At 65.7% G+C, this 22,931-nt stretch carries 21 protein-coding genes; 12 read left to right on the top strand and 9 right to left on the bottom strand.

Going from position 1 to position 22,931, the window contains the following annotated elements:
- Nucleotides 1–31 precede the first annotated feature (31 nt).
- From E3O06_RS04610 to E3O06_RS04630, 5 genes are read left to right on the top strand one after another with little or no spacing between them, the layout of a single operon-like run.
- Complete coding sequence (locus tag E3O06_RS04610; protein ID WP_105035274.1) at nt 32–1,033, top strand: ABC transporter permease; 1,002 nt, start codon at nt 32–34, stop codon at nt 1,031–1,033.
- Entirely contained in the window at nt 1,014–2,024 is a 1,011-nt protein-coding gene (locus E3O06_RS04615; RefSeq protein WP_105035275.1) for an ABC transporter permease, read from the top strand. Before E3O06_RS04610 ends, E3O06_RS04615 begins: the two co-directional genes overlap by 20 nt.
- Nucleotides 2,024–3,067, top strand: coding sequence for an ABC transporter ATP-binding protein (locus E3O06_RS04620; protein ID WP_134501821.1), 1,044 nt, complete (start codon nt 2,024–2,026; stop codon nt 3,065–3,067). The genes E3O06_RS04615 and E3O06_RS04620 overlap by 1 nt, the downstream gene beginning before the upstream one ends.
- On the top strand, nt 3,060–4,145 hold the full coding sequence (locus E3O06_RS04625; RefSeq protein ID WP_134501822.1) for an ABC transporter ATP-binding protein: 1,086 nt from the start codon (nt 3,060–3,062) through the stop codon (nt 4,143–4,145). The genes E3O06_RS04620 and E3O06_RS04625 overlap by 8 nt, the downstream gene beginning before the upstream one ends.
- Nucleotides 4,146–4,150: 5 nt before the next feature.
- Nucleotides 4,151–4,858, top strand: a complete 708-nt coding sequence (locus tag E3O06_RS04630) for a sulfite exporter TauE/SafE family protein (RefSeq protein WP_105035278.1) — start codon at nt 4,151–4,153, stop codon at nt 4,856–4,858.
- Nucleotides 4,859–4,870: 12 nt separating this feature from the next.
- Here E3O06_RS04630 and E3O06_RS04635 read toward each other — a convergent pair whose 3' ends face one another.
- The 4 genes from E3O06_RS04635 to E3O06_RS04650 form a co-directional block, all read right to left on the bottom strand.
- A complete protein-coding gene (locus E3O06_RS04635) occupies nt 4,871–5,878 on the bottom strand; it encodes a 2-hydroxyacid dehydrogenase (protein WP_240607200.1) in 1,008 nt (335 codons plus the stop codon).
- Nucleotides 5,875–7,167 carry a glucarate dehydratase family protein gene (locus E3O06_RS04640; protein ID WP_198415778.1) on the bottom strand — a complete coding sequence of 431 codons (1,293 nt, stop codon included), beginning with the start codon at nt 7,165–7,167 and terminating at the stop codon, nt 5,875–5,877. The genes E3O06_RS04635 and E3O06_RS04640 overlap by 4 nt, the downstream gene beginning before the upstream one ends.
- Nucleotides 7,168–7,210: 43 nt before the next feature.
- Nucleotides 7,211–8,065, bottom strand: a complete 855-nt coding sequence (locus E3O06_RS04645; protein WP_241979857.1) for an IclR family transcriptional regulator — start codon at nt 8,063–8,065, stop codon at nt 7,211–7,213.
- A 108-nt stretch (nt 8,066–8,173) separates the two neighbouring features.
- A complete protein-coding gene (locus tag E3O06_RS04650) occupies nt 8,174–9,103 on the bottom strand; it encodes a 5-dehydro-4-deoxyglucarate dehydratase (protein WP_134501823.1) in 930 nt (309 codons plus the stop codon).
- 113 nt (nt 9,104–9,216) lie between these two features.
- Between E3O06_RS04650 and E3O06_RS04655 the strand changes: the two genes are divergently transcribed.
- The 3 genes from E3O06_RS04655 (at nt 9,217) to E3O06_RS04665 (ending at nt 13,253) form a co-directional block, all read left to right on the top strand.
- Nucleotides 9,217–10,191, top strand: coding sequence for a LysR family transcriptional regulator (locus E3O06_RS04655; protein ID WP_134501824.1), 975 nt, complete (start codon nt 9,217–9,219; stop codon nt 10,189–10,191).
- 109 nt (nt 10,192–10,300) lie between these two features.
- Nucleotides 10,301–11,911 carry an aldehyde dehydrogenase (NADP(+)) gene (locus E3O06_RS04660; RefSeq protein WP_134501825.1) on the top strand — a complete coding sequence of 537 codons (1,611 nt, stop codon included), beginning with the start codon at nt 10,301–10,303 and terminating at the stop codon, nt 11,909–11,911.
- Between the two features lie 13 nt (nt 11,912–11,924).
- On the top strand, nt 11,925–13,253 hold the full coding sequence (locus E3O06_RS04665) for an enolase C-terminal domain-like protein (protein WP_198415779.1): 1,329 nt from the start codon (nt 11,925–11,927) through the stop codon (nt 13,251–13,253).
- 15 nt (nt 13,254–13,268) lie between these two features.
- Here the strand turns inward: E3O06_RS04665 and E3O06_RS04670 are convergent, their stop codons facing one another.
- Nucleotides 13,269–13,814, bottom strand: coding sequence for a hypothetical protein (locus E3O06_RS04670; protein WP_174843207.1), 546 nt, complete (start codon nt 13,812–13,814; stop codon nt 13,269–13,271).
- A 57-nt stretch (nt 13,815–13,871) separates the two neighbouring features.
- Here E3O06_RS04670 and E3O06_RS04675 point away from each other — a divergent pair, with 57 nt between their 5' ends.
- A complete protein-coding gene (locus E3O06_RS04675) occupies nt 13,872–14,312 on the top strand; it encodes an EVE domain-containing protein (RefSeq protein WP_240607202.1) in 441 nt (146 codons plus the stop codon).
- A gap of 37 nt (nt 14,313–14,349) precedes the next feature.
- Complete coding sequence (locus tag E3O06_RS04680) at nt 14,350–15,615, top strand: coiled-coil domain-containing protein (protein ID WP_134501826.1); 1,266 nt, start codon at nt 14,350–14,352, stop codon at nt 15,613–15,615.
- Nucleotides 15,616–15,631: 16 nt separating this feature from the next.
- Here E3O06_RS04680 and E3O06_RS04685 read toward each other — a convergent pair whose 3' ends face one another.
- The 3 genes from E3O06_RS04685 to E3O06_RS17910 form a co-directional block, all read right to left on the bottom strand.
- Nucleotides 15,632–16,126 carry a SprT-like domain-containing protein gene (locus E3O06_RS04685; protein ID WP_134501827.1) on the bottom strand — a complete coding sequence of 165 codons (495 nt, stop codon included), beginning with the start codon at nt 16,124–16,126 and terminating at the stop codon, nt 15,632–15,634.
- The gene (locus E3O06_RS04690) at nt 16,126–17,313 is read right to left on the bottom strand and encodes a PQQ-dependent sugar dehydrogenase (protein WP_134501828.1); all 1,188 of its coding nucleotides are present in this window, start codon (nt 17,311–17,313) and stop codon (nt 16,126–16,128) included. The genes E3O06_RS04685 and E3O06_RS04690 overlap by 1 nt, the downstream gene beginning before the upstream one ends.
- A gap of 177 nt (nt 17,314–17,490) precedes the next feature.
- Nucleotides 17,491–17,703 carry a hypothetical protein gene (locus tag E3O06_RS17910; protein ID WP_241979858.1) on the bottom strand — a complete coding sequence of 71 codons (213 nt, stop codon included), beginning with the start codon at nt 17,701–17,703 and terminating at the stop codon, nt 17,491–17,493.
- A gap of 18 nt (nt 17,704–17,721) precedes the next feature.
- Here E3O06_RS17910 and E3O06_RS17915 point away from each other — a divergent pair, with 18 nt between their 5' ends.
- Nucleotides 17,722–18,033 (top strand): hypothetical protein, encoded by a 312-nt coding sequence (locus tag E3O06_RS17915; RefSeq protein ID WP_241979859.1) that lies wholly within the window; start codon nt 17,722–17,724, stop codon nt 18,031–18,033.
- Between the two features lie 151 nt (nt 18,034–18,184).
- Here E3O06_RS17915 and E3O06_RS04700 read toward each other — a convergent pair whose 3' ends face one another.
- On the bottom strand, nt 18,185–19,075 hold the full coding sequence (locus E3O06_RS04700; protein WP_134501830.1) for a spermidine synthase: 891 nt from the start codon (nt 19,073–19,075) through the stop codon (nt 18,185–18,187).
- 353 nt (nt 19,076–19,428) lie between these two features.
- Between E3O06_RS04700 and rpoB the strand changes: the two genes are divergently transcribed.
- Nucleotides 19,429–22,920 (top strand): DNA-directed RNA polymerase subunit beta, encoded by a 3,492-nt coding sequence (gene rpoB, locus E3O06_RS04705; RefSeq protein ID WP_134501831.1) that lies wholly within the window; start codon nt 19,429–19,431, stop codon nt 22,918–22,920.
- The last annotated feature ends 11 nt before the right edge of the window (nt 22,921–22,931 follow it).

Genomic DNA, 22,931 nt, shown 5'->3' on the forward strand with positions numbered 1-22,931 from the left:
GCTGACCGGCAGAAATAGGTAGAAGTCACTCATGCTGACATTCCTCAGGCGCAGAATCCTCTCTAGCGCACTCCCCTTGCTCGTCGTGATCCTGGGCGTCTTCGCCCTGGCCCGGCTGACCGGAAACCCGGCGAGCCTGTACCTACCGCTAAACGCCACCGAGCAGATGCGGGCGGACTTCACGGAGAAGAACGGGCTTGACAACCCGATCTGGGTGCAGATGGCCGAATATTTCGGTGGGGTGCTCCGGCTGGATTTCGGTGAGTCGCTTCGCACGGGAGAGTCCGCAGCCGCCATGGCGCTGCGGGCCTTCCCGGCCACCCTGCAGCTGGCTGGCACGACGATGCTCCTCGCCGTCGTGCTGGCCGTCATCGTCGGCAGTTGGGCCGCCCTCAAGCCCAACGGAATTGCCGACCGTATCTCAAGCTTCATCTCGATGGCCGCCGCGAGTGTTCCCGATTTCTGGCTCGCCATCATGGGTATCTGGGTCTTTGCGATCACTCTCGGGTGGCTGCCCACCTCGGGCGTCGGCGGGCTCGACGCCTGGGTGCTGCCCATTCTCACGTTGCTGCTGCGCCCATTCGGGGTGCTGGTGCAGATCGTGCGCGGCGCCATGGTGTCCTCGCTCTCGGAACCGTACATCAAGCTGGCTCGAAGCAAGGGAGCGAGTGAGTTTCGGGTCGTCACCCGCCATGCCCTGCGCAACGCAGCGGCCCCCGCACTGACCGTCGCCGGCGACCTGGCCGTCGGCCTCGTCAACGGAGCGGTCGTGGTCGAGTCGATCTTCGGCTGGCCCGGCATCGGCAAGCTCATGATCGACTCCATCCTGCAGCGCGACTTCGCGGTGCTCCAGGCGGCCGTTCTGCTCACCGCCATCTCGATCTTCATCCTGAATATTCTGATCGACCTCGGCTACGCCGGGCTCGATGCTCGAGTGCGTCCCACCGGCAAACCGAGGAAGGCGTCCAAAACGGGCAAGGCCACTGCTGCCCCGGCGAAGGAACGGAAACTTCATGTCCAAACCACCCCGTAACGTCACGCAGCTGCCCACGGGCGGCCGCGCCGTCGCCCCTCCCGGCACCGAAGCGATCGCCCTCCCCCGGCCAGACGTCGCCGACAAGAGGATCCGCCTCTTCCACCTCCTGCTCAAAGACCGCTTCGCCTCGGTCGCCGCGCTGATCCTCGTTGTCGTTGGGCTGACCGCTCTCTTCGGGCCGACCCTGATGGGCGACCTCGCAACGCGCCAGGACCTGAGCGCCACGAACCGACCACCCTTCAGCTTTGCGGACGGCTGGGCGTTCATCCTCGGCAGCGATTCACTCGGCCGCAGCATGGTGGCGCGCCTCGTGGTTGCCACTCAAACCACGCTCTCGGTCGCTCTCCCCGCCGTCGGTATCTCTCTCGTCATCGGCTCGCTGTGGGGCGTCTGGGCCGGCTACCACCGCGGCATCCGCGAGACCATCTCGATGCGCATCGCCGATGTCGTCATGAGCTTCCCGTCTCTGTTGCTCGCCGTCGTCATCCTTTACGTGTTCTCGCCGAGCGCCGCCAACATCGTGCTGATCCTCGCGGTGACCCGCATCCCGATCTACCTGCGCACCGCCAGGGCCGAATCGGCCGAGCTGCAGAGCCGCACCTTCGTCGACGCCGCCCGAACCTTCGGCACCAAGCCGAACGCGATTATCCGTCGCCACGTGATTCCGGTGGTCCTGCCCACGCTGCTCACCTTGGCCACGCTGGAATTCTGCTACGTGATGCTCGCCGAAAGCTCGCTGAGCTTTCTCGGCATCGGAATCCAGCCGCCGGACGTCAGTTGGGGCCTCATGGTCGCACAGGGCCGTCAATACCTGCAGACGGCCTGGTGGCTATCGTTCTTCCCCGGACTGGCCATCGTGGTGACGACGGTCGCGGCCAACGTGCTCGCCGCCTGGCTGCGCATCGCGACCGACCCGGCCCAGCGCTGGCGGCTCACGCTGCCCCGCAAGCGGATGATTATGCGTATTCCCGCAAAGGAGATTCAGTGATGAGCACCCACACCCAGAGCGTGTCCACGGCGCGCGAGGACCTCACCGAAAATGAGGTCGTGCTCAGAGTTACCGGCCTCGACGTAGATATCCGCACCCCCAAGGGCGTGCTGCGGGCCGTCAACAACGTGAGTTTCGAAGCGCGCGCCGGGCGCACCCTCGCCCTGCTGGGCGAGTCCGGCTGCGGCAAATCGATGACGGCCAAGGCCGTCGCCGGACTGCTCGACCCGGTCGCCGACGTCACCGGAGGCACGGTCGTACTGAACGGCACCGACCTTGCGGCGCTCAGCCCGAAGCAGCGGCTGAAATACGCCGGCCCGGAACTCGGCATCGTCTTTCAGGATGCCCTGACCGCCCTCAACCCGGTCTATACCGTTGGTACGCAGCTCAGCGAGGCATTCCGCATCCACCAGAAACTTTCGGCGAAGGCAGCCAAGGTCAAGGCGATCGAACTCATGCGCCACGTCGGTATTCCCGAACCCGAGTCGCGGGTGGATTCGTTTCCGCACCAGTTCTCTGGCGGCATGCGCCAACGCATCCTGATCGCTATGGCCGTCGCCCTGAACCCCCGGCTCCTGATCGCTGACGAGCCCACGACCGCACTCGACGTAACCGTGCAGGCGCAGATCATGAAGCTGTTGCGCGACCTTCGCACCGAGAGCCACCTGGCCGTCGTGCTGATCACCCACGACCTCGCCCTGGTTGCCGAAGAGGCCGACACCGTGGCCGTCATGTACGCGGGCAATGTCGTGGAGACCGGCCCCGTTCGGGAGGTCTTTGGTTCGCCGAAACACCCATACACGCGCGGACTACTCGATTCTGTGCCGGCCGATGTTGGTCGCGGTGCCGACCTGAATTCCATTGCCGGGTCGCCGCCCGAGCTGCACCGTATCCCCGAAGGATGCGTATACCAATCCCGCTGCCCCCTCGTGCAAGATGTGTGCCGCGCCATCCGCCCGGCTCTTGAAGCCGAGGGTGCCGGTCGCACCGTCGCCTGCCACTTCGCACTGACAACCGCGAACAAGGAGCTGGACCATGTCTGACGCCATTTTAACACCTTCCGCTGTCGCGCCGACCGTGCCACTGCTCGACGTGCGCGGCTTGACCAAAAACTTTCACGTTCCGGGGCGCGGCAACAACGTGCTGTGCGCGCTCGACAAAATCGACCTGCACGTGGGCCGTGGTGAAACACTCGGACTCGTCGGAGAATCGGGTTGCGGAAAGTCGACCCTCGCCCGCACCCTGCTGATGCTCGAGCAGCCCGATGAGGGCACCATCCGGTTCGAGGGAACAGACCCCTTTGGCCTCAAGGGCAAGCAGCTGCTGGCCTGGCGCCGCCGGGTGCAGATGGTCTTCCAGGACCCGTTCGCGTCCCTCAACGCACGCATGACCGCCGGGGAGATCATCTCGGAACCGTGGGCCACCCACACCGATCTGTACCCGACCAAAAAGGCCCGCGCCGCCCGCCTGAACGAACTCATGGAGATCGTGGGACTCCGCGCGAGCGACGCCGGCAAGTCCCCCCAGGAATTCTCCGGCGGCCAGCGCCAACGCATCGGCATCGCCCGCGCTCTGGCCCTCAATCCGGATGTCATCGTGCTCGACGAGCCCGTGTCCGCGCTCGATCTCTCGGTTCAGGCGCAGGTGCTCAACCTGCTCAACGACCTGCAGAAGCGCCTCGGCGTTGCGTACATCTTCATTTCCCACGACCTCTCGGTGGTGCGGCACGTCGCCGACCGGGTCGCCGTCATGTATCTCGGCCGAATCGTGGAGACGGGCACGACCGAGCAGGTCTTTGACCGACCGAGACACCCGTACACCGCCGCACTCATGTCGGCGTCGCCGCACCTCGACGTGACCGGTGCCACGCCGCGGAATCGCATTGTGCTCGAGGGTGAAATGCCGTCGCCGCTTGACCCGCCGTCTGGCTGCCGGTTTCGCACGCGGTGCTGGAAGGCGGAGGATGTCTGCGCCACGACTGCACCGTCTGGCTCGAGCTCCGCAGCCGAGCCCCTGCACACGGCCGAATGCCATTTTCCGATGACGACGGAAGACCTGAAATCGGCGGGCAGCCCGATCAAGCCCAAGAACGCGGTGAACCTGCTCGCACCGCTTCAGTGAGCGGAATGGAGATCGCGATCATTGCGATCGTGATTGTGGCAGCATCCGCTTTGCAAGCGTCGATCGGTTTTGGCATGGGTATGCTCGCCGCGCCCGTGATCGGTCTCATCGACCCCGCTCTGCTGCCCGGCACGGTGATCATCCTCGCGGTGCTCCTCACCGGGATTGTCGCCGTGAAGGAGCGCTCCCACCTCGATCTGAAGGGCGCAGGCTGGGCCCTCGTCGGCCGCATCCCCGGCAGCCTTCTTGGAGCCTGGCTGGTCTTTGTGCTCCCCGCGAGCGGGCTCGCCTGGGCCGTGGCGGTGGTCGTGCTCGGGGGTGTGGTGATGGCCGTGTCCGGCTGGGCGCCGATGCCTGGACGGGGGTCCCTCATCACTGCGGGGGCGGCTTCTGGTGTGATGGGCACCGCGACGTCGATCGGCGGCGCACCCATGGCTCTGATCTGGCAGCGTTCGCGCGGGCCGCAGCTGCGCGGCACGATGAGCGCGTTCTTTCTCGTCGGCTCGTCGATCTCCCTCATCGCGCTGGCCGCGCTCGGCACGGTGACCGGAGCGACCGTCCAGCTTGCCGTGTGGATGATCCCCGCGGTGCTGCTGGGCTACCTGCTGTCCCGGTTTGTGAACCGGTATCTCAATCACGGTCGGTTGCGACTGACCGCGCTGGCGGCATCCGCTCTCGGCGCGGTACTGCTGATCGCGGCGCAGCTGCTATAGCCTCGAACGCGGTCAGTGCACCACGTGAGCGAGCGGCCGACCGTGCGCGAGGCTGTCAACGTTCGCCGCGATGTCGGCCGCGCGCAGCTGAAAGGTACGCAGAGCATGCCCGGAGTAGTGCGGGGTGAGGACGACCGTATCGAAGTCGGCGAAACGGGCAGCGGATGCCGGTGCCGCGCCATCGGCGCTCGGCGCTCCCCACCAGACGTCGAGCGCGGCGCCTCCGATGCGCTTCTCTGTGAGGGCCTCAACGAGTGCGTCTTCGTCGATCAGCGGGCCGCGGGCGACGTTGATGAGGATGCCGGTGGCTCGCATCTGGTGCAGGGCGCGAGCATCGATGACGCCGCGGGTGGCATCGCTCAGGGGCAGGGTCACGACGACGATATCGGAGCTGCCGAGCAGCTCGGGCAGCTCGTCGAGGCTGCCGACCCAGTCGAGTGTCAGGTCTTCGGGTACAAAGCCGGCGGGATTGTGCCGAACGGCCCGCACGCGCATGCCCAGGCCGGAGGCCAGACGGGCCACCTCCTGCCCGATCCCGCCGAATCCGAGCAACCCCAGGGTGCGGCCGCGCAGGGTGCCGTGGAACGGCTCGGACAAGTCATTGGCGACCGTCCGCCAGGTGCCCACCCGCATTTCCCGGTCGACCGGGATGACCCGCCGGGAGAGCATGAGCGCGGTCATGATGACGTGCTCCGCGATCGCCTCACCGTGGTGGAACGTGTTGGCAACCCGGATTTCCGGCGCGAGCTCGGCCAGGGGAATCTTGTCGAAGCCCGCTCCGGTGACGTGCACGAGCCGCAGTCGGGATGCCGCAGCGGCCATGGTCGACGACATTGAGGAGCAGACCAGCACGTCGGTATCTGGCAGGGCCGCGATGACCTGCTGCTCGCTCCACGTATTCGCGATCGTCCACTCGTTGCCAGCGTCTGCCTGGGTCAGCTCGGCCACAAAGCGGCTCATGATGTTGTCCGTCACGAGCACTCGCAGCGGAGTGAACGATTCGGCGGGGAAGGCGCTCACCAGCGCGGGCTGAGCAGCTCGTAGTCCGGCTGGATGCTCTTCATGTATCCGGTGTCGTCACGATTGAGCAGACCGCACTTCAGATACTGTTCGTGCAGGCGGGCCAGAGCGTCACGATCGAGTTCAACGCCGAGACCTGGCGTCGTGGGCACGGTGACGGCCCCCTTATGGAACGACAGCACGCCGGGCACGATCACGTCCTGGTCGGTGTCCTTCCATGGCCAGTGCGTGTCGCAGGCGTAGTCCAGGTTGGGTGTTGCGGCAGCGAGGTGAACCATGGCCGCGAGACTGATGCCGAGGTGCGAGTTGGAGTGCATCGACAGCCCAAGCCCAAAGGTCTCCGTGATGCCCGCGAGCGCCTGGGACCGCCGCAAGCCACCCCAGAAATGGTGATCAGAAAGGATGACGTCGACGGCGCCTTCGCGCACGGCCGGGGCCACATCGTCGAAACTTACGACGCACATGTTCGTGGCGAGGGGCATCGGTACTCCGCGACGCACCGCGGCCATGCCGGTGATGCCGGGCGTGGGGTCCTCGAGGTATTCCAATACTCCCTCAAGTGCCTGCCCGACCTTGATGGATGACTCAACGGTCCAGGCGCCGTTCGGGTCGAGGCGCAGGGGGTGATTCGGGAATGCCTGTCGCAGTCCCCGAACGGCGTCGATCTCCTCCTCGGGGGTGAACACTCCCCCCTTGAGCTTGAGCGCGGTGAAGCCGAAATCGGTGATCATGCGTGCGGCCTGGGCAACGATGCCGGCCGTGTCCAGTGCCGCACCCCACGAATCCTCGTTCTGGCCCGGGTGGCCGGCCCACTTGTAGAACAAGTACCCGCTGAACGCGATTTCGCTGCGTACCGCACCGCCGAGCAGATCGCTCACCGGGCGACCGACAACCTTGCCCTGGATATCCAGGGCGGCGACGTCGAAAGGTGACAGCACCCGGTCCGGCGTGCTGGAGCCAGTGACCATGCCGCTCATGCCGTGGCCGCCGACGGTCGTGTCGGCGTGGAGACCGAGGATGATGCGACGGCGCATCTCGCTGATGTTGAAGATGTCGACGCCGATGAGATCACGGGCGACCAGCTTGAGCCGGGCGATATGCGGGGCGTCTCCGTAGGTCTCGCCGAGCCCGGTGAAACCGGAATCTGTTTCGATCTCGACGATCGCGCGCAGGGCAAACGTTTCATGCACGCCCACCGTGTTCAGCAGGGGCAGGTCGCGAAACGCGATCGGGGTGATCGTGATCTTGGTCACGAGGTGGCGTTCGGATACTTCGATGGGGCTGGTCACTGCGGGGTGCTCCTTCTGGTGGCATTGAACTGGGACCTGGGGATCACGGCCAGGCGGCGTCCTTGATCGGACGAATGATCTTGCAGATCTTCTGAGCGGCCGAGCGCAACGCGGCCACGATGTCGCTCTCGAGTTGCGGGGTGAGTCTCGCGAGGGGAAGCGAAACGCTGATCGCGTCCGAGGTCGGGTCGGCATACGGGAGGGCGACGGCAAAACATTTCAGCCCGAGGGTGTTTTCCTCGTTGTCAATGGCGTAGCCGCGCTGCCGCGTCTGGTCGAGGTCGGTATCGAGCAGAGCTCGCAGGGTGAGGGTGTGCGGAGTCAGGGGTCGGGCATCCGTTGGAACATGAGGGTCGAGATCTGCTCCACTACGCTCGGCCAGCACGGCCTTGCCGAGTGAGGTTGAGTAGGCGGGTAGGCGCCGCCCGATCCGACTGACATGACGTGAGTACCGGCTCGATGCGCGCGTGGCCAGATAGACGATGTCGAAACCGTCGAGCCTCCCGAAGTGGAACGTCTCATCGAACTGTTCGTGGAGCTCGTCGAGATACGTTTGCACGATCGGCAGGTAGGGGTCGGCGTCGAGGTAGCTGGTTCCGGCCAACAGCGCCCGAATCCCGATCATGTACATCGACCCCGAGCTGTCGCTGCGCACCCATCCGTGCTTGGAGAGGGTGCGCAGCAGGGCGTGCAGGCTGCTGCGGGGCACGTTCATCGCCTCGCTGAGTTCACGGATGCTGGTGGGTCGGTTCTGGCGGGCGGCCAGCCGCTCGAGCAGCTCAACCGTGCGTGCCGCAGACTTCACGTCGCGCATCCCCGACTCCGGGGTGAGGTTCGGAGTCAGGGTGGGAGTTGAATCGGCCGGCTCGGTCACATTCGGAACGGCTGAAATCGGCATCGTCAACTCCTTCGTGAGACGCCCTTCCTTGGACGCAATCTGCTGGTGAGCCTAGTCGAGCGGCTGGGTCGCGTCCACGTATATGGATGACGACTTCATCCGTGACATTCAGTCGACCGGTACCGCGCGTTCGGCAAGAACGCGGCGGCCCGCAGCGAGAATGCTGGCGAGTTCGGTGACGTGAACTGCCGAGGCATTGCGCAGTGGCGGGCGCACGCTTCCGGTATCGATGCCGCCCAGCGCAGCACCCGCCTTGACGAGCGCCACGGCGTAGCCGGGAGCCTGATCACGCAAAGCAACGAGTGGGTGGAAGAATTCGCGGTTGAGGGCATTCGTCAGCTCGGTGTCACCCGAGATGAGCGAGTCGTAGAACGCGACCGAGAGCTCAGGGGCGAAGGCGAAGGTCGCCGAGGAATACAGCTCAACGCCAATGGCCCGGTAGGCGGCCTGAGATGACTCGGCGGTGGGCAGCCCGTTGAAGAACTGAAATTCCTTGCCGGCGGCCGTGGTCGAATCCTCTACAGCGCGCACGATGCGGGACATGAGATCGAGGTCGCCGACGCCGTCCTTAAAACCGATGACGGTGGGAAAGGTGGAGACTTCCACGGCAGCCGCCACGGTGAACTGGGCGTTTCCGCGATGGTAGACGATGATGGGAAGGTCGGTGGAGTCAGCGACGGCTCGCACGTAGTCGAGGATTCCGGCCATTGGGCTGCCCACGAGGTAGGGCGGCAGCAGCAGCAGGCCGTCGGCGCCGGCATCCTCTGCCCGACGTGCCATGAGCTTGGCCGAGGCGATCGGGCCGCCAGCTCCGGCAAAGACGGGGACGCGGCCTGCCGTGACGGTCACCGTGGTGGCGACGATCTCGGCGAACTCGTCGACGGCGAGGGTGTGGAATTCGCCCGTGCCGCAGGCCACAAAGATTCCGCCAGGACCGTAGCTGATTCCGTGCTCGAGGTGAGCGGTGAGCGCCTCGTGGTTGACGGTGTCATCCTCATGGAATGGCGTAATCGGGAAAAACAATATTCCGTCGAGCACGGCAAGACTCCTTTGGTCGGCTGCACACTGCAGCGGCTATGTCGAAAACGATAAAGAGAAATCGATTCAAGTCCAAGCTAAAATATGCACAGCTTGATACAAGGAGTAGATCGATGTTTTCGCTGGTGCAGTTGGAGTGTTTTATCGCCGTGGCCGAGGAACTGCATTTCGGCGCCGCTGCCGAACGCCTGCGTATCACGCAGCCACCGTTGAGCCGCCAAATTCAGCTGCTCGAGCGTGAGCTCGGCGCGCTGTTGTTCAATCGCACCAGCAGGCGCGTGGAGATGACGGCGGCGGGCGCGTCGCTGTTACCGAGCGCGCGGCGGGTGCTCGACCTGGCAGCCAAGATGGCCGTCGATGTGCGCCGGGTCGCGTCGGGAGCGGCGGGTACCCTCACCGTGGCCTACACGGCCATGGCGGCTCAGAGCGCACTGCCCCTGTTCATTCGGCGCGCCGCCGCGGACATGCCTGACGTAAGCCTCGTGCTGCGCGAGCTCGTGACGACCGATCAGATGGACCAACTCGTGAAGGGAACCGTTGACCTTGGGCTCTTGCGGCCACTGGTGGCGCGGCCGGGCATCCAGACTCGCGAGATCATGTCTGAGCGGATGGTTGCGGCCATTCCCGCTCCCAGCCGCCTCGCGCAACCGACCGGTCCAATCTCGCTGCTCGACTTCGAGCACGAACGTTTGCTGATGTACTCGCCCACCGAGGCTCGGTATTTCCACGACCTGCTGCTGCGCCTGTTCGCCGCGAGCGGCAGCCAGCCGGTTGTGATCCAGTACGCGAGCCAGGTTCCGGCGCTGCTCGCGCTCGTGCAGGCAGGCCTCGGGCTGACTCTCGTGCCAGCATCCGCCCAACGCTTCGCGCCGGAAGGTGTGGTCTTCCGCGACCTCGACTCGAACTCGCCCGCTGACCGGCTCAACATCGTGCACCTCGACGTGGCCTGGAGTGAGGAGAGCACCAACCCGGCCGTGGCAAAAGCTGTTGAAATGCTGACGCGCCCGGAGGCGTCCGCCGTGGGTGCGCTGGGCGACCCTCAGGCCGACGCCGCGGAAGAAACTCCGGGAACCGCCCCGGCACCGTGATCGATGCTTTGCGCGCATCAGTGCATGCAGATTTCAAGTTGAAGCGGCATCGGTTCATTCCTAGGCTTGGTGGCAGTCCGCGTGACCCGCCGCCCGAAGGAGTGCTTACATGACCGTGCCGACCGCAACCACGCAGCCCACCGTTCTCACCGGGTCTTCCCTGATTGGCGGGGTTTCCGTGCGCGGAACCCGCGGCGAAGTCTGCGCGGTAAACCCGGTCACCGGCCACACTCTCACCCCGGCGTACGGCCTTGTCGGCGTTGAGGAGGTCGACCAGGCTGCGGAACTCGCCTGGACGGCGTTTGCCAGCTATCGCAAGACCTCGCCCCAGGCGCGGGCGGCCTTTCTCGAGACCATTGCCGACAACATCGCGGCCCTCGGGGCGGCCCTGACCGACCGGGTCATTGCTGAGACCGGCCTTCCCGTTCCCCGCGTGATCGGCGAAACGGGCCGCACCGTCGGCCAGCTGCGCCTCTTCGCCGCGGTGCTGCGCGAAGGCAACTTTCACGGCGCCCGAATCGACCCGGCGCAGCCCGACCGTGCCCCACTGCCGCGCCCAGACATCCGCTTGCGGTCAATCGCCCTCGGACCGGTCGCCGTCTTCGGCGCGAGCAACTTTCCGCTGGCTTTCTCGGTCGCCGGCGGCGATACCGCCTCGGCGCTTGCTGCCGGATGCCCCGTGATCGTCAAGGCGCACAGCGCCCATCCGGGCACGTCCGAACTCATCGGCCGGGCGATCAGCGCGGCGGTCGCGCACCATGAGCTGCCGATCGGGGTGTTCTCGCTGCTGTTCGGTGGCGGGGCTTCGGTCGGCACCGCCCTCGTGACCCACCCGCGCATCAAAGCCGTCGGCTTCACCGGATCCCGCCGTGGCGGGCTAGCGCTCGTGGCAGCGGCCGCCAGCCGCCCCGAACCGATTCCCGTATACGCGGAGATGAGCAGCATCAACCCGGTCTTCGTTCTGCCGGGCGCCCTCGCTCGCAACGCGGCCGGCCTCGGCGAGCAGTGGATCGCATCCGTTGTAACCGGAACCGGCCAGCTCTGTACGAGCCCCGGATTGGTCTTCGTGCCCGAAGGCGCCGACGGGCTTGCGTTCACGGCCGCCGCAGTCGCCGCTGCGGCAAAGGTCAGCGCCGCGCCGATGCTCACTGCGGGCATCAAGGACGCCTTCGATCGCGGCGCCGCAGCGTTCCACGACCATGCCGGCGTTCAGAACCTCGCCGCCGGTACCCCCAACGCCGCTGTGGTCGTGGGCGCCGCGCCGCAGATCTTCGCGACCGACGCCGCGACGTTTCTCGCTGACCCCGCGCTGCAGGAAGAGGTGTTCGGCCCCGCGAGCCTCGTCGTGACCGTGCGCGACACCATCCAGATGGCGCAGATTCTGGCCGGGCTCGAAGGGCAGCTGACCGTGACGCTGCACACCGACGCTGACGAGCCCGGTTCCGCTGATCTGTTGGAGGCGGCCGAGTTGCGCTCCGGACGAGTGCTCTTCAATGGTTGGCCGACCGGCGTCGAGGTCGTCTCCGCGATGGTGCACGGCGGGCCCTTCCCCGCGACGTCGAACGCGCAGGGCACCTCCGTTGGCACCCTGGCGATCGATCGGTTCCTGCGCCCGGTGAGCTACCAAAACGTGCCAGCGGCGCTGCTGCCGGAGGCGTTGCGGGACGACAACCCGCTCGGCATCTTTCGTCAACACAATGGCCAACTCGCGCGCGACTAGAACGGTATCTCTGATGACTTCCAGCCCAACGATCGAGTCGATGCGGGTAGTGCCGGTCGCCGGCCACGACAGTATGTTGCTCAATCTCAGCGGCGCCCACGGCCCCTTCTTCACCCGCAACATCGTGCTTCTGACCGACTCGAACGGTAATACCGGAGTGGGGGAAGTCCCCGGCGGCGAGCCGATTCGACGTACCCTGGAAGACGCGCGGGTGTTCGTGGTCGGATCGCGCCTCGGTGATTATCTGAACACCCTGCGCCGCGTGCGCCTGCAGTTCAAGGACCGCGATTCCGGTGGCCGCGGGGCGCAAACTTTTGACCTCCGCACGACCATCCACGTAGTCACCGCACTCGAAGCGGCCCACCTCGATCTTCTGGGCCAGCACCTCGGCGTGCCCGTTGCGGCTCTGCTCGGCGAGGGCCAGCAACGTGACGCCGTAGACACCCTCGGTTATCTGTTTTTTGTCGGCGACAAAAACCGAACCGACTTGCCGTACGTGCAGACAGACCCGGGAACGGATGCCTGGTCGCAGGTTCGCCACGAGGCCGCCCTCGACCCGGAAGGCATCGTGGGGCAGGCCGAGGCCGCCTTCGAGCGCTACGGATTTCGGGATTTCAAGCTCAAGGGCGGGGTGCTTCCCGCCTGGGACGAAGCCGAGGCGATCAAGGCTCTGGCGACCCGGTTTCCCGAAGCGCGCGTCACCCTGGACCCGAATGGTGGCTGGCTGCTCGAGCAGGCTGTGGCCGTGGGTCGGTCCCTGCGCGACGTGCTCGCCTACGCCGAAGACCCGGTCGGTGCGGAGGGCGTCTATTCCGGACGGGAGATCATGGCGGAGTTCAAACGGGCCACCGGGCTGCCAACGGCGACCAACATGATCGCGACCGACTGGCGTGAACTGGGTCACACCATCCGTTCGAATGCCGTTGATATTCCGCTTGCAGATCCGCATTTCTGGACGATGGCCGGATCCGTGCGCGTTGCGCAGCTGTGCAACGACTGGGGATTGCAGTGGGGATCGCACTCGAACAACCACTTTGACGTGTCGCTGGCCATGTTCACCCACGTCGCTGCCGCGGCGCCCGGCACGCCGACCGCGATCGACACACACTGGATCTGGCAGGACGGACAGAACCTCACGGCGAATCCTCCGCAGATTCGGGGCGGTCAGATCGCTGTTCCAACCGAGCCTGGACTCGGCGTGACCATCGATGAGGAGCGCCTCTTCGCCGCGCACGAACTTTATCTGAGTCGCGGACTCGGCGGTCGCGACGACTCGGTTGCGATGCAGTACCTCGTCGATGGCTGGGCGTTCGATCCTAAGCGGCCAGCCCTCGACCGGTGAAGTCGCTCACGCGCGCTAGTTAGTTTCAGTAGGGGCTGCACGCTGCGACAGCGGTACAAAGTTGGGGTCGTCGATGCCGACGTCGTGCTGCCAGGTGGGAGCGAGGCGACGGAGCCGCAGCATGCGCCACTGCCAGAACGCCCAGAACGTCGGCCAGAGCGCGAGCGTAGCCGGTCGACCTCGAAAAATGAGCTGGTCGCGGTACAGCGTCTTGCCGGTGCCAGCCGGATCGGGGGCGATCGCCATGCGGTGGTCCCACAGCGTCACCGCGCTCAGCGCACCGGACACACCACGCCCGGTATCGCGCAGGATGCGCACCCCGTCGGGGCGGTGCGTGGAATTGGCGAGCCGAATGATCTGGGTGCCCATCGGCACGAGGCCGAGCATGGAGAACACGGCGGGGTGTTCACCGGGCTCCCAGCGGGTGGGAAACCCGTCGGCTTCGAGCGATTGAACCGCCATGAACGGGCTGCTCACCTCGCGAAATACGGCGGGGCTGTGGATGGCGTGCCAGGCGGCATCCGGTGTGCAGTTCAGGATCTCTTTGAGCAGTACGCGCATCTGCCCAGTCTGGTTGACGGTGGTCTGCAGTACAACTGAATGCAGTACAAATGAAGGGTGGCAATTCGGTTCTGGCTCGTTGTGGTGCACCGCGAGCACGTGCTCCGCGGTGTCGATCTGGGCATCGCCCGCGCCAACCGCGGCGCCGGTGACCTGATCGCCCAGATGGGCGAAGCCGACGGCATCGTCTATTACTCGCCGAAAACGGCGATCGAAGGGGATCCGCTCAAGGAATTCACCGCGATCGGACGCATAGCGGATGCCCACGCCTACCAGGTGGGCGACCCCGGCAGCGAGCGTCGGCCGTGGCGACGCCGTGCCGACTACGATCTGGATGCCTGGCCCACGAGCATCCGCCCGCTGTTGTCGGTGTTGCAACTGACCCGCGGCAACCCGGACTGGGGTTTTCAACTGCGCCGCGGCGTGCTCGAGATTTCGCGGCACGACTTTGAGATGATCCGGCAGCAGATGCGCCGGCCCTCCGCCGACGATCGGTAGGGCGTTCGGTCAGCAATCCTTAATTAGACTCAAGCCCATGAATGGCGATCTCTGGTGGGTACCCTCGGTCATCATTATCGGCCTCGTCGTGGCCGGAGTCTGGGCACTGGTGGGCGCCTCGCGGCGGCGTACCAGGGCCAGGCTCGGGCAGGTGAGCGCGGCGGCCACCGAGCTGGAGCGCAGCGCGGCGAGCAGCCTCGTGCGCGCCGATGACCTCGTGCAGGACGCGACCGACGAACTGAGCTTCGCGATCGCGCAGTTCGGGGAATCGTCGACGCGGGAGTTTGCGGCCGCGCTCGCTACCTCCCGTCGGCAGCTGAGCGACGCCTTCGCGCTGCAGCAGAAGCTCGACGATGCCGTGCCAGACAGCGCGGCCGAACGCACCCGCTGGAACCAGCAGATCGTGCAGCTCGCCGACGAGGCGACCGGCCGGCTGAACAGCCAGGCGCGCGATTTCACGGCCAAGCGCGGGGTGGAGCGCAACGCGCCGCAGCAGCTCGACGAGCTGCGCCGCCGACAGGGCCGGGTGTCCGACCGGGTCGCGGGCGGCGCGAGCACCCTCACCCGGCTGGGCCTGAGCTATTCTTCGGCGGCTCTCGCGCCGATCAGCGGCAACGTCGGCCGGGCGCGCACGGCTCTGGACGCGGCCAGGGCGAGTGCGGATGCCGCAGCGGCCCGCCTCGACGCGGCATCCGCTGAGCCGGTCGGTGAGCAGTTGCAGGCCGCCGAGCACGCCCTGTTCCAGGCCACGCAGCTGCTCGATGCGATCGAAACCGGCGAGGATCAGCTGCATCGCGGCTTCGCCAATCTGCAGCAGGCTCTGGATGCTGCCGGCACCGAACTCGCCGAGGCTCGCGCCCTGCGCGATGGTCACGAGGAATCCGACGCGAGCGCTTCGCTCAACCAGGTGATCACCGACGCCGCGTCGGTTCAGGCGTCTCTGCGCGAGCCCGGACGGCGCAGTGACCCGGCCGCGGATCTCGTGGCTTTGGAGGCGGCGATGAACGGGCTGGACAGCATCCGTTCGGAGGCGCGCAACCGCCAGCTGCGCCTCGATAACGCGCGCACCGCCCTGGCCGGCGCGCTGCTCACCGCGCGCAGCCAGATCACCGTCACCCACGACTTTGTTGCCGCCCATCGCAGCCGGGTGCAGGCCGCAGCCCGCACCCGGCTGGCCGAAGCCGAACGGCAGCTGGCGCTCGCGGTGGCCGAGGCAGACCCGGTGACCGCGCTCGACACCGCGCGGCGCTCGATGACGCTGGCAACGGATGCCGACGCCCTCGCCCGCTACGACACCCACTAGCTCCCCGCTCGCGTGACTACGGTCCAGCGGATGCCGCGGCCCGGCGCCGAATCGCCGGCGTGATCTCGCGCCGCAACCAGGTGATCGCGTGTGCCTGGTCGAAGCGGCGGGCGCAGAGGCCGCAGGCCAGGGGGCGGGTTGGTTGCCGATACCGAAAGTGCGTGTGGCCGGCGGGGCAGGTGCCGACCCAGGGCGCGAGCTCGTTGGCGATCTCTCCGTCGTGTGTGCGCTTACCGTCGTAGCCGAGATCGTGCGCCATCTTCTTCCAGCGCGGTCCGTGCCCGGCGCGCGGGCCGGCCAGGGCGTGGGCGAGCTCGTGCAGCAGGATCTGGTGGACGTCGTCGTCGGCATAGCGCGAGGCGAGGTAGCGCGACACGGTGATGTGCTTCTTGCTAAAATTACAGAGCCCGGCCCGCTTCTTCGCGTTGTCGAAGCCGAAGGTCCAGGCCGGGTCGAGGTGCAGCACAATGAGGGCGTCAGCCCATCGGCGCACCTGAGCGAGGTCGGCCACTAAGGACCAACCTCGACTTGGCGCAATGCAACCTGATAGAGCCGGTCGTCGCCGACCGCCGGGGAGCCCCGGCCATCCGTATTGTTACTCACAAACCACAGTGTGCCAGCCGGCCCCGACACCACGTCGCGCAACCGGCCATATTCGTTGACAAACCACTCGGTGGGGACGGCTGTGGAGGAGTCAGCACCAGTTGAGGTGCGCACGATCGGGATACTCCACAGCCGTTCACCACGCAGGCTCGCCATGAAGATGGTGTCGTTCACGATGGCGATGCCGCTCGGGCTGGCCTGGTTGGTCGACCACTGCTGCTGGGGATCGAGATACGCCGGGTCGCTGGCCTGGCCCTCGACGAGCGGCCAGCCGTAGTTGCCGCCGGGCACGACGCGGTTGAGCTCGTCCCAGGTGTTCTGGCCGAACTCGCTCGCCCACAGCTGGCCGCGCGAATCCCAGGCCAGGCCCTGCGGATTCCGATGCCCGAACGAGTACACGAGCGTGCCGAACGGGTTGTCCTCCGGCACGCCTCCGGTCGCGGTCAGGCGCAGAATTTTACCCCCGAGAACGTCGAGGTTCTGGGCGTTGGCGGGGTTTCCGGCGTCCCCGGCGCTCGCGTAGAGCAGGCCGTCCGGTCCGAAGGCGATACGACCGCCATTGTGATTGCCGGCCCGCGGGATCGAATCCACAACCGGGGTGGGCGCCCCGAGGGTGTGGCTGCCGGGGGAGCCGGCCAGCGGCATCCGCTCGATGCGGTTGTCGGTCGCGGTGGAGAAATAGGCGTAGACCCAGCCGGCGCCGCCGGGAGCCGCTTCGTCGGCCAGAAAGGCCAGGCCGAGCAGTCCGCCTTCACCATTGGGTTCCGCTGCCTCGACCGTACCGGCCTCACGCAGGCTGCCGTCGGGCAGCAACTCGCGCACCCGCGTCGTATCGCGTTCGCTGATGAGCGTGGCGCCATCCGGCAGCCGCAGAATCGACCACGGAGCCTCGAGTCCCGAGGCGATCACGACCGGTTCGCCGACCGGATGCACCGGGGCCAGGTTGGCGGTCGCGGTCTCGGCCGGTGCGGGTTCGGCCGGTGTCGACGTCGCCGGTGTGGCGCGCGGCGCCTCGGCGCTGCAGGCGGCCACTGCCAGAACCAGCAGGGCGGCCGACGCGGTGGCCACCGCGCGCCGAAACGCTTGAAAAGTCATCGTTCACCTCGCCTTCGTGGTGAACACAGCATGCCCGAGAAGTCGTTCGACGGCTACTTTCCGGCTGCGATGGGGCATAACTCCTGCAATTTCTGGTCGAACGCATCGGGTGCCGCGTGATTCAGGGCCTGTTTCGATCGTCTGCGCCGAATTGCAGGAGTTATGCACGGAGGCAGGTCAGGCCTGGGGGCCTCGAGCGGCGATGTGCGATTCCACGACGGCCACGGCGAGCAGCGAACTGTCGAGTTCGTCGGCGTCGGCGCCGTCTTTCTCGCGCAGGAACACCGCAGCCGTGAAGTCCGCGAGCGCGCCCTCGAGGTTGCCCTGGTCGAAGTACACCTTGCCGCGGTGCTGCCGGGCGTAGGCGGCCAGCCGGGACCACTCGTGCACCTCGGAGTCGAGGATGCAGTGCGTCAGCTCGCTCGCGGCCTCGTCGAGCTTGCCCTGGAACTGCAGAACCTGGGCCCGACGGATGCGACTGGCCACCGCCTGCTCCCGATTACCGGTGAAGCGGGACTGGCGCAGTGCCTCATTCGCGATTTCCCAGGCCTCATCAAGCCGGCCGACCAGGCGCAGCAGGGCGACCTTCTCGTTGAGCGCGGCCAGGCTGCGCAGGTTGCCGAGCTCGGTGAGACGCTCGCCGGCGGCCAGCAGGTCAACTTTTTCGCGCAGGGTGATGGGATCGTAACCGATGATGAAACTCAGGGTGTGTTCCTGTAATGACGAGGGCGGCCAGGGCCGCGGGAGATTGACGGGTGCCCCCAGAGTACCGCCGCCGGTGTGAATTCGGCCGAAGCTGCGGCGGTGTCGCGCTGTCCGGGGTGCAGTTGGGGGAACGCTGCCCGGCGGGCAGTTCGGAACGGATGTCGCGCTAGTGCCCGATCTGAAAAACCGTGCGACCGGGAAGCGGCGACTGCGTCGAGGTCTCGTCGGTTGCCGCGAGCGATCCGGCCATGAACTGCCTAAGTTCGGTTCCTTCGATCACCTTCGCCGGGTGCGGTCCGTTCGCGAGCAGCCGCGGAATCCAATTGAGGTCGATCGGCGTGTGCGCCGCAACGAAGACGATGTTGCCGAAACGGCGGCCCTTGAGCACCTGCGTCTCGGCGAATCCGATCACGTGTTCGAACACCGCTGAGAGGGTTGCGGCCTGGCCGCGCGCGAACGCGAGGCCGGGGCCATCCGCTACGTTGACGGCGAGCACGCCGCGCGGCGACAAGAGCGGAGCGGCGAGAGCGAAGAATTCGCGGCTCGTCACGTGCTTCGGGGTGCGCGCTCCCGAGAAGATATCGACCACGACGAGGTCGACGGCACCCTGCAGTCCGGCGGGCAGCTTGCCGAGCACCTCGCGGGCATCGCCGTGGCGAACCCGCAATTGGGCGCGTTTGTCCCACGGCAGAACCTGGCGAACGAGGTCGATCAGGTCGCTCTCGATCTCGACCACCTGCTGGCGTGACCCCGGCCGGGTCGCCTCGACGTAGCGCGGCAGGGTGAGGGCGCCGGCCCCGAGGTGCACGGCGGTGATCGGCTCGTGCGGGTCACCGAGCAGGTCGATCACGTGCCCGATGCGCTGGATGTACTCGAAGAACAACTCCTCGGGGTGGTCGATGTTTACGTGCGACTGCGGCGTACCGTCGACCACGAGCTGAAAACTTCCAGGGGTGAACCGGTCAGGTTCGATCACCGCCGTGTGTCCGCTCAACTTCAACACGACAGACGGATGCCCCGCATCGCCGTCGCCGTCACCCTTACTCCCAGTACTCATGTTCCCCAGTCTGCGCCCTCCCTGCGCCCTCTCTGCGCGGCTGCGCCGCACCATCCGTTTCGCGAGAGCGGGAAATTCGTTGCTTCGGCACCTCGGAAGCGACGAATTTTCCGCTTTAGCGGGCAGGGCCGGGGTGGGTTATACCTGAGAATTTGGGTAATCGCAAGATTTGGGTGGACATGTCGCGAACTGGGGCATATAGTTGATCCTTGCGCTCCCAGACAAACTATGCCTTCATATTGCGGTCGGCTTTGCGTGTTCAAGCCACCTTGAGGCACACCTCTTTTGAGGGTCTGCGGAGTCATCACCAATAACAGTAACTAGACCTGACGGGGTCCACGGAGGTTATTTCCTTGGCTGCTGCGCGCAACGCAACCACCAACTCACCCAAGAACGGCCGCTCAGCTGAGCGTCTGTCGTTCGCAAAGATCAGCGACCACTTGAACGTTCCGGATCTGCTTGCTTTGCAGACCGAGAGCTTCGACTGGCTCGTCGGCAACGACATCTGGAAGGCTCGCGTCGCCGAGGCCCAGAAAGCCGGACGCCAGGACCTGCCGAATCGCACCGGGCTCGATGAGATCTTCGAGGAGATCTCTCCCATCGAAGACCTCGGCGAAACGATGCAGCTGTCGTTCACCAACCCGGAGCTCGAGCCGGAGAAGTACACCATTGATGAGTGCAAGGAAAAGGGTAAGACCTACTCCGCACCCCTCTACGTGAACGCTGAGTTCATGAACCACCTCACCGGTGAGATCAAGACTCAGACCGTGTTCATGGGCGACTTCCCGTTGATGACCCCCAAGGGCACCTTCGTGATCAACGGCACTGAGCGTGTCGTCGTGTCGCAGCTGGTGCGCTCCCCGGGCGTGTACTTCAACCGCGAGCAGGAGAAGACGTCTGACAAGGACATCTACTCCGCCCGTGTCATTCCGAGCCGTGGTGCCTGGCTTGAATTCGAGATCGACAAGCGCGACCAGGTTGGCGTGCGCATCGACCGCAAGCGCAAGCAGTCCGTGACCGTGTTCCTGAAGGCCCTCGGCCTCACCAGCGAGCAGATCCTCGAGGAGTTCAAGGGCTACGCGTCCATCGAGCTCACCCTCGAGAAGGACAATATCCTCACCAAGGAAGAAGCCCTCAAGGACATCTACCGCAAGCTTCGTCCCGGCGAGCAGGTTGCCGCCGAGGCTGCGCGTGCGCTCCTCGACAACTTCTTCTTCAACTCCAAGCGCTACGACCTGGCCAAGGTTGGTCGTTACAAGATCAACCGCAAGCTCGGCCTCGAAGCCCCGCTGAGTGACTCAGTACTGACGCTCCAGGACATCCTGGCCACCATCAAGTACCTCGTCGCCCTGCACGACAACCAGACCACCCTCAAGGGCCTGCGCGACGGCAAGATGACCGACATCAACATCGACATCGACGACATCGACCACTTCGGTAACCGTCGTATCCGTGCCGTTGGCGAGCTCATCCAGAACCAGGTGCGCACCGGCCTGTCCCGCATGGAGCGCGTCGTTCGCGAGCGCATGACCACGCAGGACATCGAAGCGATCACCCCGCAGACCCTGATCAACGTGCGCCCCGTCGTCGCCGCGATCAAGGAGTTCTTCGGTACCTCGCAGCTCTCGCAGTTCATGGACCAGAACAACCCGCTCGCCGGCCTCACGCACAAGCGTCGCCTGTCCGCGCTCGGCCCGGGTGGTCTGTCCCGTGACCGCGCCGGCGTCGAGGTGCGAGACGTTCACCCCTCGCACTACGGCCGCATGTGCCCCATTGAGACCCCGGAAGGCCCGAACATCGGCCTGATCGGTTCGCTCGCCTCGTTCGCGCAGATCAATGCGTTCGGTTTCATCGAGACGCCGTACCGTCGGGTGCTCAACAACAAGGTCACCGAGACGATCGACTACCTCACCGCGAGCGAAGAGGACGACTTCATCGTCGCCCAGGCCAACGCGCCGCTCACCAAGGACTCGCACTTCGCCGAGGCCCGCGTGCTCGCTCGTAAGAAGGGTGGCGAGGTCGACCTCGTTCCCGCTGAAGACATCGGCTACATGGATGTCTCCCCGCGCCAGATGGTGTCGGTTGCGACCAGCCTCATCCCGTTCCTCGAGCACGACGATGCAAACCGCGCGCTCATGGGTGCCAACATGCAGCGTCAGGCGGTGCCGCTGCTTCTTTCCGACAGCCCGCTCGTCGGAACCGGCATGGAGGTCTACACGGCCATCGACGCCGGTGACGTACTCACCGCGCAGAAGTCCGGTGTGGTTTCCGAGGTGTCGGCTGACGTCGTCACCATCCAGCTCGACGAGGGCGGCACGCAGGACTACTACCTGCGCAAGTTCAGCCGCTCCAACCAGGGCACGAGCTTCAACCACCGCGTGATCGTCAACGCCGGTGAGCGCATCGAAGCCGGCGAGGTCATCGCCGATGGACCCGCCACCGACCAGGGCGAACTCGCCCTCGGAAAAAACCTGCTCGTGGCATTCATGCCGTGGGAAGGTTACAACTTCGAGGACGCAATCATCCTGAGCCAGAACTTGGTGAAGGACGACACCCTCTCCTCGATTCACATCGAAGAGTACGAAGTGGATGCCCGCGACACCAAGCTGGGTAAGGAAGAGATCACTCGCGACCTTCCCAACGTGTCGCCGGACTTCCTCGCCGACCTCGACGAGCGTGGCATCATTCGCATCGGAGCCGAGGTTCGCCCCGGCGACATCCTCGTCGGCAAGGTCACGCCCAAGGGCGAGACCGAGCTTTCTGCCGAGGAACGCCTGCTGCGCGCCATCTTCAACGAGAAGAGCCGCGAAGTTCGCGACACCTCGCTCAAGGTTCCCCACGGTGAGCGCGGCACCATCATCGGTGTCAAGGTGTTCGACTCGCAGGACGGCGACGACGAGCTTGGCTCGGGCGTCAACCAGCGCGTGGTCGTATTCATCGCCCAGAAGCGCAAGATCACTGAGGGTGACAAGCTCGCCGGCCGTCACGGCAACAAGGGTGTTATCTCCCGCATCCTGCCGATCGAGGACATGCCGTTCCTCGCCGACGGAACCCCGGTCGACATCATCCTCAACCCGCTCGGTATCCCCGGTCGCATGAACTTCGGCCAGGTGCTTGAAACCCACCTCGGCTGGATTGCGAAGCAGGGCTGGAACGTCGAGGGCAAGCCGAAGTGGGCTGCTCGTCTTCCGGAGCATGCCTTCAGCGCCGCCCCCGGCACGAAGGTCGCCACCCCGGTGTTCGACGGTGCGCTCGAGATCGAGATCGAGGGTCTTCTAGACTCCACGACCCTGACCCGCGACGGCGAACGTCTCATCGGTTCCTCGGGAAAGACCCAGCTCTTCGACGGCCGCTCCGGCGAGCCTTTCCCGATGCCGGTGTCCGTTGGCTACATGTACATCCTGAAGCTGCACCACCTCGTCGACGACAAGATCCACGCTCGTTCGACCGGCCCGTACTCCATGATCACGCAGCAGCCGCTGGGTGGTAAGGCGCAATTCGGTGGACAGCGTTTCGGTGAGATGGAGGTGTGGGCGCTCGAAGCATACGGAGCCGCTTACGCCCTGCAGGAACTTTTGACCATCAAGTCTGACGACATCCTCGGCCGCGTCAAGGTGTACGAAGCCATCGTCAAGGGTGAGAACATCCAGGAACCCGGCATTCCCGAGAGCTTCAAGGTTCTTATCAAGGAAATGCAGTCGCTCTGCCTGAACGTCGAAGTGCTTTCGGCCGATGGCACCGCAGTCAGCCTGCGCGACACGGATGACGAGGTGTTCCGCGCGGCGGAAGAACTCGGCATCAACATTTCCACCCGGTTTGAGTCGTCGTCCATCGACGACATCTAAGCCCGGTCCAA

Source organism: Cryobacterium glaciale, assembly GCF_004402535.1.
In the GTDB taxonomy this organism is placed as follows: domain Bacteria; phylum Actinomycetota; class Actinomycetes; order Actinomycetales; family Microbacteriaceae; genus Cryobacterium; species Cryobacterium glaciale.